The 16,072-nt window shown below is 46.1% G+C and carries 15 protein-coding genes; 4 read left to right on the top strand and 11 right to left on the bottom strand.

Annotated features, from left to right (window positions below):
• Nucleotides 1-66 precede the first annotated feature (66 nt).
• From HXT35_RS05170 to HXT35_RS05135, 8 genes are all read right to left on the bottom strand, one after another.
• Nucleotides 67-312 (bottom strand): hypothetical protein, encoded by a 246-nt coding sequence (locus HXT35_RS05170; RefSeq protein ID WP_004128853.1) that lies wholly within the window; start codon nt 310-312, stop codon nt 67-69.
• A complete protein-coding gene (locus HXT35_RS05165) occupies nt 312-761 on the bottom strand; it encodes a DUF948 domain-containing protein (protein ID WP_004128855.1) in 450 nt (149 codons plus the stop codon). The genes HXT35_RS05170 and HXT35_RS05165 overlap by 1 nt, the downstream gene beginning before the upstream one ends.
• Nucleotides 762-911: 150 nt before the next feature.
• Entirely contained in the window at nt 912-1,586 is a 675-nt protein-coding gene (locus HXT35_RS05160) for a histidine phosphatase family protein (protein ID WP_004128857.1), read from the bottom strand.
• A 150-nt stretch (nt 1,587-1,736) separates the two neighbouring features.
• Nucleotides 1,737-2,363, bottom strand: coding sequence for a 30S ribosomal protein S4 (rpsD, locus tag HXT35_RS05155; protein ID WP_004105277.1), 627 nt, complete (start codon nt 2,361-2,363; stop codon nt 1,737-1,739).
• 257 nt (nt 2,364-2,620) lie between these two features.
• Complete coding sequence (locus HXT35_RS05150) at nt 2,621-3,418, bottom strand: ABC transporter ATP-binding protein (RefSeq protein WP_004128867.1); 798 nt, start codon at nt 3,416-3,418, stop codon at nt 2,621-2,623.
• A gap of 4 nt (nt 3,419-3,422) precedes the next feature.
• A complete protein-coding gene (locus tag HXT35_RS05145) occupies nt 3,423-4,634 on the bottom strand; it encodes an ABC transporter permease (RefSeq protein ID WP_004128871.1) in 1,212 nt (403 codons plus the stop codon).
• A gap of 45 nt (nt 4,635-4,679) precedes the next feature.
• Nucleotides 4,680-5,072 (bottom strand): DUF4418 family protein, encoded by a 393-nt coding sequence (locus HXT35_RS05140; RefSeq protein WP_004128873.1) that lies wholly within the window; start codon nt 5,070-5,072, stop codon nt 4,680-4,682.
• Between the two features lie 141 nt (nt 5,073-5,213).
• The gene (locus HXT35_RS05135) at nt 5,214-7,889 is read right to left on the bottom strand and encodes an ATP-dependent helicase (RefSeq protein WP_004128876.1); all 2,676 of its coding nucleotides are present in this window, start codon (nt 7,887-7,889) and stop codon (nt 5,214-5,216) included.
• Nucleotides 7,890-8,033: 144 nt separating this feature from the next.
• On the opposite strand from HXT35_RS05135, the gene HXT35_RS05130 reads away from it, so the two are divergent.
• The 4 genes from HXT35_RS05130 (at nt 8,034) to HXT35_RS05115 (ending at nt 13,231) form a co-directional block, all read left to right on the top strand.
• On the top strand, nt 8,034-8,615 hold the full coding sequence (locus HXT35_RS05130; protein WP_004128879.1) for a xanthine phosphoribosyltransferase: 582 nt from the start codon (nt 8,034-8,036) through the stop codon (nt 8,613-8,615).
• A 694-nt stretch (nt 8,616-9,309) separates the two neighbouring features.
• Entirely contained in the window at nt 9,310-10,530 is a 1,221-nt protein-coding gene (locus HXT35_RS05125) for a thiolase family protein (RefSeq protein ID WP_004128881.1), read from the top strand.
• A 79-nt stretch (nt 10,531-10,609) separates the two neighbouring features.
• A complete protein-coding gene (locus tag HXT35_RS05120; protein WP_421787976.1) occupies nt 10,610-11,944 on the top strand; it encodes a hydroxymethylglutaryl-CoA reductase, degradative in 1,335 nt (444 codons plus the stop codon).
• Nucleotides 11,945-11,968: 24 nt separating this feature from the next.
• Complete coding sequence (locus tag HXT35_RS05115; protein ID WP_032843584.1) at nt 11,969-13,231, top strand: hydroxymethylglutaryl-CoA synthase; 1,263 nt, start codon at nt 11,969-11,971, stop codon at nt 13,229-13,231.
• Between the two features lie 250 nt (nt 13,232-13,481).
• Here HXT35_RS05115 and HXT35_RS05110 read toward each other — a convergent pair whose 3' ends face one another.
• The 3 genes from HXT35_RS05110 to rpsR form a co-directional block, all read right to left on the bottom strand.
• On the bottom strand, nt 13,482-15,029 hold the full coding sequence (locus tag HXT35_RS05110) for a zinc ribbon domain-containing protein (RefSeq protein WP_421787974.1): 1,548 nt from the start codon (nt 15,027-15,029) through the stop codon (nt 13,482-13,484).
• Nucleotides 15,030-15,326: 297 nt separating this feature from the next.
• Nucleotides 15,327-15,773: a 50S ribosomal protein L9 gene (rplI, locus tag HXT35_RS05105; protein WP_004128899.1), complete on the bottom strand. Its 447-nt coding sequence runs from the start codon at nt 15,771-15,773 to the stop codon at nt 15,327-15,329.
• Nucleotides 15,774-15,789: 16 nt separating this feature from the next.
• Nucleotides 15,790-16,038: a 30S ribosomal protein S18 gene (gene rpsR / locus HXT35_RS05100; RefSeq protein WP_004105399.1), complete on the bottom strand. Its 249-nt coding sequence runs from the start codon at nt 16,036-16,038 to the stop codon at nt 15,790-15,792.
• Between the last annotated feature and the right edge of the window lie 34 nt (nt 16,039-16,072).

Raw genomic sequence — 16,072 nt, 5'->3', positions numbered from 1 at the left:
TAACTTAAACAAACTTTTTCGACTAGCATTTTAGTAAAAACGCAAGTCTAAGCAGCAAAAGATTAGTTAAAAATCCTCATGACGACTGTGAGCATAACGAGAATTAAGCTCATCCTCATGCTTTTTACGACTTTCATTAAAATCTTTAAACAATCCCAATATTGTGCTTAAAGTAATATTTTCCGGCTCTTTACTAAACACAAATTTGCGAGCAGAATCAGGCATTTTGGCTTTTAAGTAGGCACGCGCTTTTGTTACAGCAAGCACACCAATTACAATGCCAACACACATCCAAAATAGGCGCTTGAACATTACTCCCCCTTGCTTGCAGAGCTATTGCTTGCAGAGCTGTTAGAAGATTCTTTTGCAGCGTGACGGCCAGTAGAATGAGAATCGGTCGGAACAGTAGGCTTATTAAAGAAAGAAGCAACCGTGTCTTTTAGCGCGTAGCCGGCAGCCGCAACCTTAACAATAGGTTTTCCAAGGAAAGCACCATACAAATCAGTAAGAGCACCAATATTTGTAACAGTTGTGCGCGTAGCACCTGAAACAGCGTTCACATCGTCAAGAGTCTTATTAACTTGCTTAATCGTCGTAACAGACTCATCAATTGCAGGCATCGCATGCTCACCCGACTCTTTGACAGTTTTCGCAATCTGATCGAACAGCTTGCCCAATCTAATTAGCGGATAAATCAAAAAACCCGAAAGCACAGTAAACGCAATCGCGGCAATAAGAGCAGCTATGTCTCCAACGCTCATCGTAACCTCTTTCTGTACCATTTTTGCTTAAGACTTCACCGCGCTGAAAGCTAATACAACAGCAAATCAGACTACAGTTAAAACCATTCGCAATGACTTAAGACTAACGAACGGTAACGACGCATACGTTAAGAAAGCTGCAGCAAAAATCTACTCGTTGTAGCCTCGAATAGTAATAGCGTTATCAATAGGTTTAGTAGTGTCAAAATCTAGCCTAGTTACGCTTCCATTTTCCGGACGCTCGCTTAAATCGTAACCAGCAGGTGCAAAACGGTGCATAAGACTTAAAAGCGTATTTCCGTGCGAAATCTGCAACACGTTATCGCCATCTTTAAGCGAAGAATTTGAGGCGATAAGCTTAAAACCGTCTTCTACGCGAGTCCAATACTCAATATCCGACTCGGCATCGTGGAAAGGATCAGCCTCTTTAAGCATGTCGCGCGTGGCTGCGAGCCCAAACTTTTCAACGATTTCGTTGTAGGTGTGCGCTCCGTTCGGCGCTCCCGCAGCCCACCAAGCCATTTGCATATCTTGTCCTTCAAAATAGCCGTAGCATTGCTCGCGAAAATGCATATCGCTTACAAGCTTTGGACGCGCGTTACCAGCGGCTTCGTTTGCGTCGAGAATACGTTGAGCCGTGATTTGCGCACGCGTAGTATCCGAACAGTAAGCTGCAGCAAAAGTAATATTTTCTAGCTTTTTTGCAGCCTTGTCCGCATCCTTCAAACCTTTTTCGGTAAGCGGAGAATTTGACCAGCCTTGCAGACGATTGTAACGATTAAATAGCGTCTGACCGTGACGCACTAAATAAAGATGCAGCAACATAGCTCCATTATTGCACTACGCGATACATAATTGTCGAAAACATCAACAACACCAACAAAAACACCAAAAACACCAAAAACGCATTGACCCCTGCCACGCGAATGCGCAACAGGGGTCAAGCGGTATGTCCTTAAGAATTAAATCGGCGAATTAACGAGCGTAGTATTCGACGACGTACTGAATGTTGACTTCAACTGGAATCTGATCGACTTCCGGCTTACGAGTCAAAGTAGCCTTCAAAGAGGCAAGATTCACATCGAGATAACCAGGAACTGCTGGCAAAACGTCGCGATGAACGCCTTCTGCAGCCATCTGGAATGGAACCATGGTCTGGCTCTTGGCACGAACCTGAATGGTCTGGCCTGGCTTGACACGGTAAGATGGGCGATCAACAAGATTGCCATCAACCAAAATATGACGATGTACAACAAACTGACGAGCCTGGGCAGTGGTGCGAGCAAAGCCTGCGCGCAAAACCAAAGCATCAAGACGAGTTTCCAAATCGGTGAGCATTGCGTCACCGGTCTGGCCTGCAGTGTGCGTACCCTTCTCGTAAGCAGCGCGAAGCTGCTTTTCGGAGATGCCGTACTGAGCGCGAAGACGCTGCTTCTCGCGAAGACGTACTGCGTAATCGGACTCGGTGCGACGACGAGTGCGGCCGTGCTCACCTGGAGCATATGGGCGCTTCTCGAAGATACGCTGAGCCTTTGGGGTCAAAGCGATGCCGAGGGCGCGGGAAAGACGCACCTGACGGCGAGAACGCTGAATATTAGTCATAACTAATCCTTTAATTCTGTCGTTATCTGAACGGAACGCGAGCCAAACTTTTAGTCAATCGTAAAATCTCCTAAAAATTACTCACGCTGAGCCGGCCTCTCCAGTGCTTCTTCGTGCTAACACACGAACGCGTAAGTATTAAAACGTTGAAATAACGCCATAACTACCGCGCGCCGACCCACTGATGGGCTAAGGCTCCAGATGATGCTTACACAAAATAGGCATCGTTTCTAATTCTACACACCAGTAAGAATAAATTAGTGAAGGGAGCCAGCATCCATTGTGTAGGTGCAATCCGCGCTTCGAGCAGCTTCAGAATCGTGCGTTACCATAAGAACCGCCGCACCAAGATTTGCAGCCTCGCGCAACATTTCCACCACTATTAGAGTGTGCTCTGGATCTAAATCTCCAGTAGGCTCGTCCAAAAGCAGAAGCTTTGGATTGTTTATTAGCGCGCGCACAATCATTACGCGACGCATCTCTCCGCCGGAAAGCTCCTTTGGATAGCACCACAGCAAATCTTCAATATGCAAGCGTTTGCAAAAATCAAGAGCGCGATTTGAGTAGTAATCTTCAACGTCTGTACTTTTGCTTTTTTGATCACTACTTTTTTGATCACTACTTTTTTGATCACTACTTTTTTGATCACTACTTTTTTGACCGCCGCTTTTAGCAATCTGCACGGGCAAAAGAATATTGTCATACACAGTAAGATTCGGCAAAAGCGTTTGCGATTGCGTAACAAAACCTATATTTTGCGCGCGCAATCTAGATACTTCCCCATCGCTAAATTCAGGCGCGGAAATCTCCTTGCCTAAAACAGTTACACTTCCATAAGTTGGCTTAAGTAATCCAGCAATCAAATTTAATAAAGTAGATTTTCCATTGCCAGATTTTCCAACAACTGCAACAAAATCGCCACTATTTATCGAAAAACTTACGTTATTTACCGCAGAGAATCTGTGCTTTCGTCGCATAAACTCTCTAGTTACGCGAGTAAGATTCAGCACTGAAACAGGCGATTTTTCGCTATTTAATACCGTTTTTTCGCACATCTAATCACTCCCCTGCTCGAAGAGTCAAATACGTTTCACGCATTGCAATACGCCATGTTGTAAGCGCCGAAGCCGCAACAACCGAAAGCAGTGAAAGAACTATACTAACAGCCATCAAAGCTATTACAGGAAGTGCCGTAACTTCCAAATACGGAAGCTGCAATTGGGAGGAAATAAGCGAACTATAAGGGAAAATTATAAGACTTGCAGACGCAACTCCAATAACTCCCCCCACAAAACCAAGTATTGCAGATTCGCGCGTAGCCACGCCCAAAAGCATTTTTCGCGTAAACCCAAGTATGCGAAGAGAAGCAAACTCTTTTTTGCGCTCATTTAGCGAAGTTGCAAAAACAACAATCAGCACAAGCAATCCAACAATCCAACATGCGGCAATTATAAAAGTAAGCGAGCGCGTAAAAACACCAAGATTAGCCTGAGTTGTTGCGGTAATTCCTCCTGGGAAAACTATGCCAATGCTAGAAAGCCCAGTTGTTTTTTTAATATTTTGCGCAACTTGTTTAGCACTATAACCTTTTCGCACCTTCACTAAAACTGCAGAAATTGCTTTTTCTGCATACTCTTTTGGAATGGCTGTGTGATGCACTTTTGTAGAATACTCAACTACTTGCGGCACGCTTTCTCGTCGAACAAACACAGAATTATCAATGCTTGTGCCAGTTTTTGCGAGCTGAGCTACAACCGGCCATTGGTGACCAAAAAGCCGAACCGTATTCTTGTAGGAAACTAGTACGTTTGCTCCAGCAATCATTTCACCTTTGTGCAAAGTCTTTTTATGCTGCGAATAAATCCAAGGGCCTATAACAAAATCAGAGTCCGGATCAAAACCGATAATCTGCAGCTTTTCCGCGCAGCATCCTGCAGAAAGTGAGGAAATGTACGTTTGAGCGCTCGCCTTTTGAACGCCAGGCGAACGTCTAACTAAATCCTCAATATTATTGGTGAAGTAAAAAGTACTTGATCCGCCGTTAGTAAGTAGCGCTTCAGCTTTAGTATGCGTGCCGTTTGGAATAACCATAATATCGGCTCCCATGCGGGCGCGCATACTGTTCAAGCCTTGCGCAAGATTCATAGAAATAAGCGAGCCGCCGAAAAATATGGCAGATAAGCACGCTGCAGCTACCAGCAATGCGGCAGTTCTAAGCGGCTTTCGTTTAAGATTTTCCAGCGGCAAACGCTTTAGCGTAATAGTGCGCATAATTTTTGCTTTATTAAGCTGTTTTACAAGCTATGCTATTAGCTATTAGTCTTCTTTGCTATCCAAATACACGGAAATAGCTGCGAACACCAATGAGAGCACAGAAAGAACAATCAGCGTTGGGCGCGTAACCGATGCGCAATGCATCATTGGGCTCTTGCAAACGCCAATAAGGAATGTTGGAACAGCAATCATAAGCAAAGAATTCACGATTACAGCAATGCTCAAACCGATGCGAACATTTTCTTTAACAAAAAGCGCAACAATTCCAAGAACTGCAATAACTAAGCCAATTCCAAGGGCAGCGCGACCAGTGTAGTAGCATGCCATATGCATTCCGCCTTCACTTTGGCAAACTTTTGCGAAAGTTAGCGGAGCAATAGCAATCAATATGCCCAAAATAATAGATGGAATTGATGCGAATAATTTGTTTTTCATAATTGATACCTCATTAAATGTATATTATTTATCTTTTAGTGCTGCATTTTCCTTAATGCAACACGCTTCTCGGCGCCCACACCTTCAAGCGCCACGTCCCTGCTAAAAAATATCTTACCTTGAACCGCATAAAACGAAATTTTACAATTTTTCTATTGGTGCAACTCGAAGCATTAAGCGCTTTACGCCGTCAGAACCAAAATCGACTGTAATGATTGAGTTTCTGCCCTTATCTTGAGTTGCAAGAACAGTTCCTAAACCGTAAGTGTCGTGCGTAATTTTGTCTCCAACTTGGAAATCTTGAATATTGAGATTGTTGTCTTTGTCTACAACTGAGGAAGATGAGCCAAGTTTTGTTGAGCTTGTTGACGACGCGGATTTTGCTGTGATTTTGCGCGTTTTTACGGAGCTTGACTTAGACCAATTCGATTTAGAATAAGACGAGCTGGATCCGTAAGAAGATCCGTAAGAAGATCCGTAAGATTTGCCGGAGCCGTAAGATTTAGATCCGTACGACCTAGATCCGTACGACCTAGATCCATAAGATTTAGATCCATAAGATTTAGATCCGTAAGCGCTTCCGCCGTAAGTTGTTTTTTCGCCAAAAGCATCGCTGTAATCGTCATCCCAGCCACCGAAATCACTGTCGAAATCACTATTGAAATCGCCACCAAAATCGCCGCCGAAATTGCCTCTGCGCTCACGCGATGCACCCCAACGATTAACATCAGCCTCTTTGCGCTTCCAATCAATTAAATCATCTGGAATCTCATCCAAAAACTGGCTTGGAAGCATATCTTGAGCCTGACCCCACTGCGCGCGAACAGCAGCGCGCGTAACATACAAACGCTGCTTAGCACGCGTAATTCCAACGTAAGCAAGACGGCGCTCCTCGCAAAGCTCGCCATCGTCTTCCAAAGCGCGCGCATGCGGAAAAGTACCCTGCTCCATGCCAGTTAAGAACACAACCGGATACTCCAAGCCCTTAGCCGTGTGAAGCGTCATCAACGTAACTTTGCCAGTGTCTTCGTTTTCATCCGGCAACTGATCCGAATCTGCCACAAGAGCCGTCGTCTCAAGGAAACCAGCCACGCTAGCATCCGGCGTATTCTGCTCATACTCGGCCGCAACCGACTGCAATTGCGACAAATTATCCACGCGCGAAGCATCCTGCGGATCTTCCGAACGCTGCAAATCTTCCAGCAAACCGCTGTCTTTCAAAATGCTGTCAATAACTTTTGAAGGCTTCGAATCGTTATCTTGCATGCACGTCATCAAATTGTGCATAAGATCTCGAAACTCTTTAAGCTTCGCTGCAGTGCGAGTTGGCATGCCTTCGATTGATTCCAAATGTTCCAAAGCTTGCCAGAAGCTAACGCCCTGAGTTTGCGCATACAAGGTAAGTAAAGATTCTGCGCGCGCACCAAGTCCGCGCTTTGGAACGTTCAAAATTCGACGCATATTCACGTCATCGTCCGGATTTGCCATGGACTGCAAGTACGCAAGAGCATCCTTTACTTCGCGACGCTCATAAAACTTCGTTCCGCCAACCAGCTGATACGGCAAACCCGCCTTAACAAGCGCATCTTCCAGCGAACGTGACTGCGCATTAGCACGGTACATAATTGCCATATCCGAATAAGCAACGCCCTCTTCACCAGCTAATCGCGCTATTTCCCCAGCAATCCAAGCCGCTTCCTGCTGAGCGTTGTCTGCAGCGTAACCGCAAATTGGAGCGCCCTTGCCTAAAGCAGTCCACAATTTTTTAGGCTTTCGACCTTGATTATGGGAAATAACAGCGTTTGCAGCGTCCAAAATAGTTTGCGTAGAGCGATAGTTTTGCTCCAACATAATAGTAGTTGCGTTCGGGAAATCTTTTTCAAAGTCTTGAATATTGCGAATATCTGCGCCGCGGAAAGCGTAAATTGACTGGTCGGAGTCGCCGACGACGGTGATTGATGCAGGAGGATCAACGGATTGTGATTGCTGCTGCTGTACCGCATTTGCGTTAGATTGTGTTGCGTTTGCGCGAGATTGCTTTACATCCACTCCCGCAAGCTCTCGAACAAGCTCATACTGCGCGTGATTAGTGTCCTGATACTCGTCAACCAAAATATAGCGGAACTTGTGACGGTAGTATTTAGCAACCTCCGGAGCTTCTCGCATAAGTTGCACAGTTCGCATAATCAAATCGTCAAAATCAACAGCATTAGCCTGAGCCAAGCGATGCTGATATTCCGCATAAATCGAAGCATACACGGCTTCAGCATTTCCAGCGTGCGCAATCTGCTGACCCAAAATGCCCGGCTTGTAATCGTTGGCATACATGTCTAGCTGTTCTCGCCAACCAATCAAACTATTCTTACAATCCGAAATCTTCGCCAAAATATTTCGCGGAGTAAAACGCTTAATGTCAACATTAAGCTCGGTTGCAATAATTTTTACTAAACGCTCGCAATCGGCAGTATCGTAAATAGAAAAGCCTGGTTTTAAGCCAATACTTTGACCCGATTTGCGAAGTATTTTCACACATGCGGAGTGGAAAGTCGAAACCCACATAGTATTTGCTTCGCTGCCAATAAGACTGCTCAAACGTTCACGCATTTCAGCAGCGGCTTTGTTGGTAAAAGTGATGGCAAGAATTTGGCTAGGCCACGCACCTTTTTGGCTTAAAATCCAAGCGATTCTGCGCGTAAGAACTCGCGTTTTACCGCTGCCTGCGCCTGCTCCAATAAGAAGAGCCGGACCGTCGTATTGCACGGCTTTAGATTGCTGCGGATTTAATCCGTCGAGTAAAGATTTTTTAATTACGCACATATTTAATCAGGTTTACCACACACTGCAGTCGTTTTTGCGTGATTTGTGTCACACGTTTGGGTATGCTTGAGCGTACTGCAATTTAATAAGCAAATGCAATCTGCAATGCAATTGCAATGTAAGTTACGCAAGAAGGGGCTCATCGTGCAAGAACTGGAAGAACGCATCCTAAAAGATGGTATTGTAAAACCTGGAAACGTTTTGAAAGTAGACGCTTTTTTGAACCATCAGTGCGATGTTGAGCTGTTTGACCACATGGGAGCCGCTTGGGCTGAACATTTCCGCAACGCTGGCATCAATAAGATTCTTACGATTGAAGCTTCCGGAATTGGAATCGCTTGCATTGCTGCGCGTCATTTTGGCAATATTCCTGTGGTTTTTGCGAAAAAAGCGCAGTCAATTAATCTTGATGGCGACCAATACGTATCCACCGTATTCTCTTTTACAAAGCAGCGCGAGTTTCCGGTAATTGTGTCGCGTAAATACTTGAGTGCGGAAGATCGCGTGCTTATTTTGGATGATTTTTTGGCTAACGGCAAAGCTTTGCAAGGTTTGATTGATATTTGCGATCACGCTGGAGCTACAGTTGCAGGAATTGGTATTGCGATTGAAAAAGGATTCCAAGGCGGTGGCGACTCGCTTCGTGAAGCCGGATACGACTTGGATTCGCTGGCGATTGTGGATGCAATGGATCCTGTTGACTGCTCAATTTCGTTCCGTAAGTAGCGAGTGTGCTAGCTTATTTGCAATATTCTTGGCTTTCGTCTATGAGTTTTGACTGGCGTTTGGCTGGTGGGTCTCTGAAGTGGCTGTGTGAGATAGGAATTACTTGTCTCGCAGCGCTACGCTCCTATACCTTATTCGGACTTAGCGGTTGCGTAGTTGAGTTTATTTTTTACTTACTTTTTCTGCGAAGATAGTATTCATCAACAAGATTATTACTATCGCTCCGCTTTTATATTGCTCGACAAGCAATTCCTATCTCGCACTAGTAAATTCACCCACCGTTATTTTTTTGTGTGGTAGGAGTGCCTGGTGGGGCTTGTGCAGCAGCACGAATGCTAGCGTTCTCTAGGCAGTAAATACTCAACGTCAGCAGAGCATTAATGTTAAAGTTCTCTAATCAACAAATACTCACCGTTAGCAAAGCATTACTGCAAAGCTACAGGAACAACATTCGCAGAAGCATTACTGCAAAGCTTCAGAAACATTTGCCGGAGATTGTTCCGACATTTCCTTTACAAGCCTGTAAAGTTTTGTCGCTACGAAGCCGGCGCAAACTCACCGAATCAAGATTAATTGTGAAAAAACCGAGAAGAATTTTTTGAGACTCTCGATTTTGCTCAGGAATACGATAAAGTAGTCCGGTTGGTATGTTGCAATTCAAATGCAACAAACAATTGATTAGGTGGCTAAACATATGACTGAAGTGGTGATTGCGAGCGCTGTACGCACGCCCATTGGCAAATTCGGCGGCAGCTTATCTTCGCTTTCCTCAGTTGATTTAGGAACGATTGCCGCAAAAGCCGCAATCGAACGCGCAGGTCTTAATGCTCACGACGTAGATCAGGCCATTTTTGGCAACGTTTTGCAAGCAGGCAGCGGTCAGAACGTAGCTCGCCAAATCGCATTGCGCGCAGGACTCGACACTTCCAGCTGCGCAATGACTATTAACGAAGTGTGCGGATCCGGCTTAAAAGCAGTGCGACTAGCACAATCTGCAATCGCAATGGGAGACGCGCAAGTCGTTGTTGCAGGCGGCACCGAAAGTATGAGCAACGTGCCATTTTATGCAACTAACTCGCGATTTAGCGGTCATCGCTATGGAAACTTTTCGCTTATTGACGGCCTGCAGCGCGACGGCTTAAACGACGCTTTTACAGGCGACGCAATGGGCGTTACTGCGGAAAACGTGGCCGCAAAATTTGGTATTACTCGCGAAGCACAAGATATTTTTGCGCTTAAATCTCACCAAAAAGCTGTTGCCGCTATTAAACGAGGCGATTTTGACTCTGAGATTGTGCCAGTAACTCTTGCAGACGGAACTGTTGTAACACGCGACGAACATCCTCGCGAAGATACGTCTTTAGAGCAGTTGTCGAAATTGCGCACGCTGTTTAAGGCGTCGGACGAAAATTCAGGCGCGGAGCGCGAAGTTAGCGAGCGCGAATCTACCGTAACTGCCGGAAACGCAAGCGGAATCAACGACGGAGCCGCAGCCCTCGTACTTATGAGCAAAGATTACGCGCAAGCGCACGGAATTGAATATCTTGCGCAAATTGTGGGATTTGCAGAAGGCGGAATCGACCCAGATTTAATGGGATACGCTCCAAAACACGTGATGGAACGCATGCTACGCGCAACCGGAAGCAGCGTTGAAAGCATTGATTTGTTTGAGATTAATGAGGCTTTTGCTGCTCAGAGCATTGCAGTTTCGGAGCAACTTCATATTGACGAGTCGAAGCTAAATGTGAGGGGCGGCGCGATTGCGCTCGGTCATCCGCTGGGTGCTAGCGGAGCGAGAATTTTGACGACGCTTATGTACGCTTTGCGAGACAGCAATAAGAAAAACGGAGTGGCTGCACTGTGCGTTGGCGGCGGAATTGGCGTTGCGATGCAGATTAGAATGCGAAGCAATTAAGTTAGAATGCGAAACAATCAAGCTAGAATGCGAAGCAATCAGTAGCATTCGTAGTCGGTAAAATCATGAGGTGATTTCGATGACTGCTTTTCGTGAATTAAGCGTGGAAAATCGCATAAAAACCTTGCAAAATGATGGCGCAATAAACGAGTCTGAAGCAACTTTTTTACTTAAGCAGCTTTCGGAAAGTTCTGATACTACGATTCCCGCGGATGTTGCAAATCATATGATTGAGCATCAGATTGGAAAGTACACGCTGCCGGTTGGCGTTGTTCGCGGGCTTATTGTGAACGGCGAGGCTCGGGACGTACTGGTTGCAACAGAGGAGCCGTCTGTGATTGCGGCCGCGTGCAATGGGGCGAGGATTGCGGCGGAGTCTGGTATCGAAGGATGTATCGTAGCGCAATCGCCACAATACGTGACTACAGCGCAAATAGCTTTTGAAGACGCAGACGGGAGCGTGGCGGCGCGTTTGCGCGAGATTGTTGAGGATTGTGCAAAGGTTGAAGATCTGCTGCGCGTTGCAAACGAGTCACACCCATCAATGAGTAAAAGGGGTGGCGGCGCGCGAAAATGCCGCGTTTCAGCTTTGCACGGCTTCGCAAAGCTCGAGATTGAAGTAGACACATGCGACGCAATGGGCGCAAACACAGTGAACACTATGGGCGAAGCCGTCAAAGCCCAGCTGGAAAGCTGGCTCGGCGTTGAGGCGCTTGTGGCGATTCTTACCAACACAAGCCGCGTTGCCACCACGGCAGAAGTGCGAATACCGGTTGAAGCGCTCGCTTCCAGGCTGCTTGAAGAAGCTAAACGCGAAGATGAAGGAAAGCGCCTCGCACGCCGAATCGCGGCATTAAGCGCGCTAGCCGCCAGCGACCCTGAGCGCGCCGCCACGCACAACAAAGGAATCCTGAACGGCATTGCAGGAGCCGCGCTCGCGTCCGGAAATGATACGCGAGCGCTAGAAGCGGCAACACACGCGTGGGCGGCGCGCTCCGGTCGCTACCTACCACTGTCAACGTGGAACACCGAAAGCTTAAACAAGCAAACCATACTCCATGGCCGTATTGAAATTCCGCTACAAATCGGCATTGTTGGCGGCTCAATCTCATCTCTTCCAATGGCAAAACTCGCGCTTAAAATCGGCAAATACAAAAACGCAAACGACTTTAGAAACACGCTTGCAGCCCTCGGCTTAGTGCAAAATCTTGCGGCACTGCGCGCGTTGGCCGGCCCCGGCATTCAGGCCGGTCACATGGCATTGCAGGCCTCAAATCTTGCAATCGCAGCCGGCGCTAAAGGCGAAGAAATCGAGAAAATCGCAAAAAATCTTCTGCAACTTAATCCTGCAGAAAGAACTACGGAAAAAGTTGCACAATTACTTAAAACATTTCGCAAGTCAAGTAAAAATTGAGGAAAATTTAGGGATTTAGGGAAAATGAACACACGAGATACCAAAACCACAACCAATACCACAACCCCACTTGCTGTCGGCATCGACCGCATCTGCTTCGCCACCCCGCACTACTACTTAAATCTCACAGATCTTGCAAACGCGCGCGGAATCGACCCTAACAAATTCACAATCGGAATCGGCCAAAGCGAGCAATCCGTGCCGCCAAATCACCAAGACATCGTCACTCTAGCCGCCCAAGCCGCTCTACCACTCCTACCCCACATCGATAGCAATCGCCTCAAAATGCTAATCGTCGGCACAGAAAGCGGCGTCGACGCAAGTAAATCAAGCGCACTATACGTTCAAAATCTGCTAAAACTCACTCCGTGGGTACGCTCTATTGAAGTAAAAGAAGCTTGCTACGGCGGCACTGCAGCTTTGATGATGGCATGCGACTACGTGCGCGCGCACGCCGAAAAAGATCCGCAAGTGCTGGTAATTGCGTCCGATATTGCGCGCTACGGTCTTGCTACACCTGGCGAAGTAACGCAAGGTGCTGGTGCTGTGGCAATGCTTGTGAGCGCGAATCCGCACGTGCTTAAAATTAACGACGATAGCGTTGTAAAATCCGCGGATATTCAGGACTTTTGGCGACCAGTTTACCAGGACACTGCGCTTGCTCGCGGCAAGTTTTCAACCGAGCAGTATATAGAATTTTTCTGCGACGTGTGGCAAAAGTATTGTGCGCAAAACTATTGTAATTTCAACGATTTTGCAGGACTTTGCTTCCATTTGCCGTATACGAAAATGGGTTTGAAAGCGCTTAAAGCGGCGATGGATTCTTGCGATAATACCAACTTAAGCGAATCTTCACGAAATCTCCTACTTGCGCGCTACGAAACAAGCACACAATACAGCCGTCGCGTGGGCAATATTTATACAGGATCGCTATATTTGGGATTGTTGTCTTTGCTTGAATTAGACGGATACGCTCACGAAAATAGTGAGTTTCCTACGCTTAAAAGCGGCGATAAAATCGGCTTATTCTCATACGGATCCGGCGCTGTTGGTGAATTTTTCAGCGGCACGATTGCACCAGGATTTAGAGATGCGCTGTTTGCGCGCGAGCATGCGGATACGCTTGACTCACGCGTGCGTTTAAGCGTTGCTGATTACGAGGAGATGTTTGAAAGCGTTGCACCTTACGCTCCGGAAGATTTCGTAAGCGATACGTCTTACCGCGAAGGTGCGCACTTCTTCCTCGACGGCATCACATCGCAAGAGCGCCACTATCGCTCGAACTAAAGCGAAACACTGTATACGCGGCATAAACGACTCAGTCGCGAGTAGTTTATGTCGCTTTTACGGCAGATTCCGACCAAAACTACTCAGTCGTGAGCAGTTTATGCCGCCTACACGCCAAAAACCGACCAAAACTACTCAACCACGCGCAGTTTATGCCGAAATCTCACGCAAAACCGACCAAAACAGCGCACGCGCGAGTAGTTTATGTCGCGCGCAATTCCACTCTCGCAGTTTCAGCCTAACCACCGCCCTACTCGCTATACTCCTTTATCAAATGAATCTCACCCACAGTAGGCTGACGAGCCGGCAATTCCATCCAATTTCCACCGTCGTAACTACCTGGGCGAGCCGCAACCATAATCTTTTTGCCCGCATACTTTTCAACAAACGCAGCCTGATCTTTATCCGAATTATCAAATCGAACAGAAACAAGATCAAATATCATGTGACTTGGCATAAACCCACCATACATTCCAGTGCAAAAACCGTTACCCGAACGCTTCTGATCTAATGCAATAATGTCAAAAGTACCGTTTCCTCCGTTCCCGTAGTTAAGAGATTTCATAACTTCATCCTTAGCATTTGGATCATTTGGAGTAGTGCCAGGATAATCGTACGCTTCTTCAGCGCTCAACCTCTTAACAGTTCCAGAAAAAACTTGATACCCTTTTTCGAGCCACTCATTAATAGTTTTATTCATCTTCTTCTGCTCAGGAGTTAAATTCGGGGTATCAATCAGATTGTTTATATCAGTTAAGTCGTTAACGGACACAAATTTTGGATACACAAAATTTTGCAAACCAGCCAACGAGCCTGTAGTAAATTTGGTCTTAAATTCTATAGGCTTAGCAACGTCAACCGTAGATTTATCAAAACTCTTACCATTAATTTTGTACGTATACACATGCCAAGGAAGGCCATCAACACCATCATTTTCAGGAGTTTGATACGATCTTGCAACAACAATACCGTCATGATTACCGCTGAAGAACATAGTGCCACGCTCTTCATAAATATCATGCTTATCTATAATGTCCGGATACGAAACAATCTTCCCATTTTTGTACGAGAATACGTGAATATATTGATCTTTACCAATATTGTATTCTTCAGACGCAGTAACAACCATTTCCGGAATATTGTCGCCATCAATATCCCACAATGCGTAGTAATAGCTGTAATGCTGAGGGAAATTAGTAGAAGTATAAGATCCGCTATCAATCACATTTTTGTATGCTTTACCAGCATTTGAGATAATATCATCTTGAGTTAAAGCTTTAGGTGCGCTTGCGTTATTAAAAGTGTTGCCTGCAGCATTCAGATTAGAATTTGCGCTGCGAGTTGATGAAGAATTATTATTTGAGCGGAAATACCATACGCAAGTGCATACAACTAGCACAATTACAACAACAGAGGAAATTATGGTAATAATAAGATTCTTAGGTTGACTTAGTGCTGTAAAGAACTTGGAAAACTTCGGTTTGACTGGATTAAGCTGCTGTGTATAAGCCGACGGTTGCGATTGCTGGTATTGATTAGACGGCTGATATTGATGAGTCTGCTGGTATTGCTGAGACGGCTGATATTGCTGGTATTGCTGATATTGCTGGTATTGCTGAGTCTGCTGAGGCGCGTAAGTCTGTTGCGGCTGCTGCAATTGTTGCGATTGCTGCGATTGCTGATCCTGCGGCTGCTGATTCTGCAGCCGCTGAGAAGCTGCATCTTCTACTCTTGCACCGCATTTTGTGCAAAACTTGACTGTACCATTGATAGGATTACCACAATTAATGCAAAACATACGAAACCTTCTATCATGCAGCAAATCATAAGCTAAATCGCATAACCTGCATCAATTCTAATAGATAAACGATAAAACAAATAATAAAAAGCTCTGCGCCGGTGTTACGTGAGTCTTAAAACCCAAGTAACACAGCGCAGAGCCAATGCTTAAGTTCAATCAACGCAAGTAAACAAGCAAACAGCTAAACAACAATCTGCCTGCCACACGCGTTTCGTAAAATCTCGTAAAATCTCGTAAAATTTCACAATCTAGCAATTTCGCAAAATTTACAAAACTGCTACCGAGAGCTATCTACTACTCAGCCACAACCTTCACGGTGAAGGAAGCGGTGATTTCTGGATGCAACGCTACGGTTGCTGGGAACTCACCAGTGGTCTTAATAGCAGCAACCTTGATTGCGCGAGCTTCCACAGCGGCCTTTGGAGCCAAAGCAGCAGCAATCTTCTCGGCAGAAATGCCACCGAAGAGCTTGCCGGACTCGGAAACCTTAGCAGCGAGCTCCACAACAGTGCCTTCAATCTGAGCCTTAGCTGCAACAGCCTCTTCGCGAGTAGCAACAGCCTTAGCCAAACGAGCGCGACGCATTGCCTCAATCTGGGAAGCAGCACCCTTATTCCAAGCAAAAGCTAAACCTTGTGGAATAAGGTAGTTACGAGCATAGCCAGCCTTAACTTCAACAACGTCACCAGAGTGACCGAGGTTGGCAACAGTCTTGGTAAGAATAACCTTAGTTTCAGCCATTGTTACAACCTCTCAATCAGCGACCGGTAGTGGCGTATGGGAGCAAAGCCATTTCGCGAGCGTTCTTCACGGCCTTCGCGATCTTGCGCTGTTCCTGCACGGTTACGCCGGTAATACGACGGGAACGAATCTTGCCGCGGTCAGAAACGAACTTGCGCAGCAAAGCAACGTCTTTATAATCAATTTCAGTAATTTTGGCAGCCTTCAGAGGATTTGGCTTCTTCTTGAAAGGCTTGACCGGTGGTTGCGGCCTCTTGCGTGACATAAGATGTCCTCTCTCAAATCCGTTATGCTATTTA

Origin of the sequence: Gardnerella sp. DNF01141, from assembly GCF_049244255.1 — a bacterium.
Classification (GTDB): domain Bacteria; phylum Actinomycetota; class Actinomycetes; order Actinomycetales; family Bifidobacteriaceae; genus Bifidobacterium; species Bifidobacterium vaginale_E.
The sequence above is the reverse complement of the archived record's forward strand: the minus strand, read 5'-3'. Positions and strand labels throughout refer to the sequence as shown.

What these genes read in the sequence shown, in the direction of transcription:
- HXT35_RS05120 (WP_421787976.1), top strand. Translation starts at nt 10,610, where the DNA reads ATGACTGCTTTTCGTGAATTAAGCGTGGAAAATCGCATAAAAACCTTG.
- HXT35_RS05135 (WP_004128876.1), bottom strand. Translation starts at nt 7,889, where the DNA reads ATGTGCGTAATTAAAAAATCTTTACTCGACGGATTAAATCCGCAGCAA.
- rplI (WP_004128899.1), bottom strand. Translation starts at nt 15,773, where the DNA reads ATGGCTGAAACTAAGGTTATTCTTACCAAGACTGTTGCCAACCTCGGT.
- HXT35_RS05170 (WP_004128853.1), bottom strand. Translation starts at nt 312, where the DNA reads ATGTTCAAGCGCCTATTTTGGATGTGTGTTGGCATTGTAATTGGTGTG.
- HXT35_RS05110 (WP_421787974.1), bottom strand. Translation starts at nt 15,029, where the DNA reads ATGTTTTGCATTAATTGTGGTAATCCTATCAATGGTACAGTCAAGTTT.
- HXT35_RS05140 (WP_004128873.1), bottom strand. Translation starts at nt 5,072, where the DNA reads ATGAAAAACAAATTATTCGCATCAATTCCATCTATTATTTTGGGCATA.
- HXT35_RS05145 (WP_004128871.1), bottom strand. Translation starts at nt 4,634, where the DNA reads ATGCGCACTATTACGCTAAAGCGTTTGCCGCTGGAAAATCTTAAACGA.
- HXT35_RS05160 (WP_004128857.1), bottom strand. Translation starts at nt 1,586, where the DNA reads ATGTTGCTGCATCTTTATTTAGTGCGTCACGGTCAGACGCTATTTAAT.
- rpsD (WP_004105277.1), bottom strand. Translation starts at nt 2,363, where the DNA reads ATGACTAATATTCAGCGTTCTCGCCGTCAGGTGCGTCTTTCCCGCGCC.
- HXT35_RS05115 (WP_032843584.1), top strand. Translation starts at nt 11,969, where the DNA reads ATGAACACACGAGATACCAAAACCACAACCAATACCACAACCCCACTT.
- HXT35_RS05125 (WP_004128881.1), top strand. Translation starts at nt 9,310, where the DNA reads ATGACTGAAGTGGTGATTGCGAGCGCTGTACGCACGCCCATTGGCAAA.
- rpsR (WP_004105399.1), bottom strand. Translation starts at nt 16,038, where the DNA reads ATGTCACGCAAGAGGCCGCAACCACCGGTCAAGCCTTTCAAGAAGAAG.
- HXT35_RS05150 (WP_004128867.1), bottom strand. Translation starts at nt 3,418, where the DNA reads ATGTGCGAAAAAACGGTATTAAATAGCGAAAAATCGCCTGTTTCAGTG.
- HXT35_RS05165 (WP_004128855.1), bottom strand. Translation starts at nt 761, where the DNA reads ATGAGCGTTGGAGACATAGCTGCTCTTATTGCCGCGATTGCGTTTACT.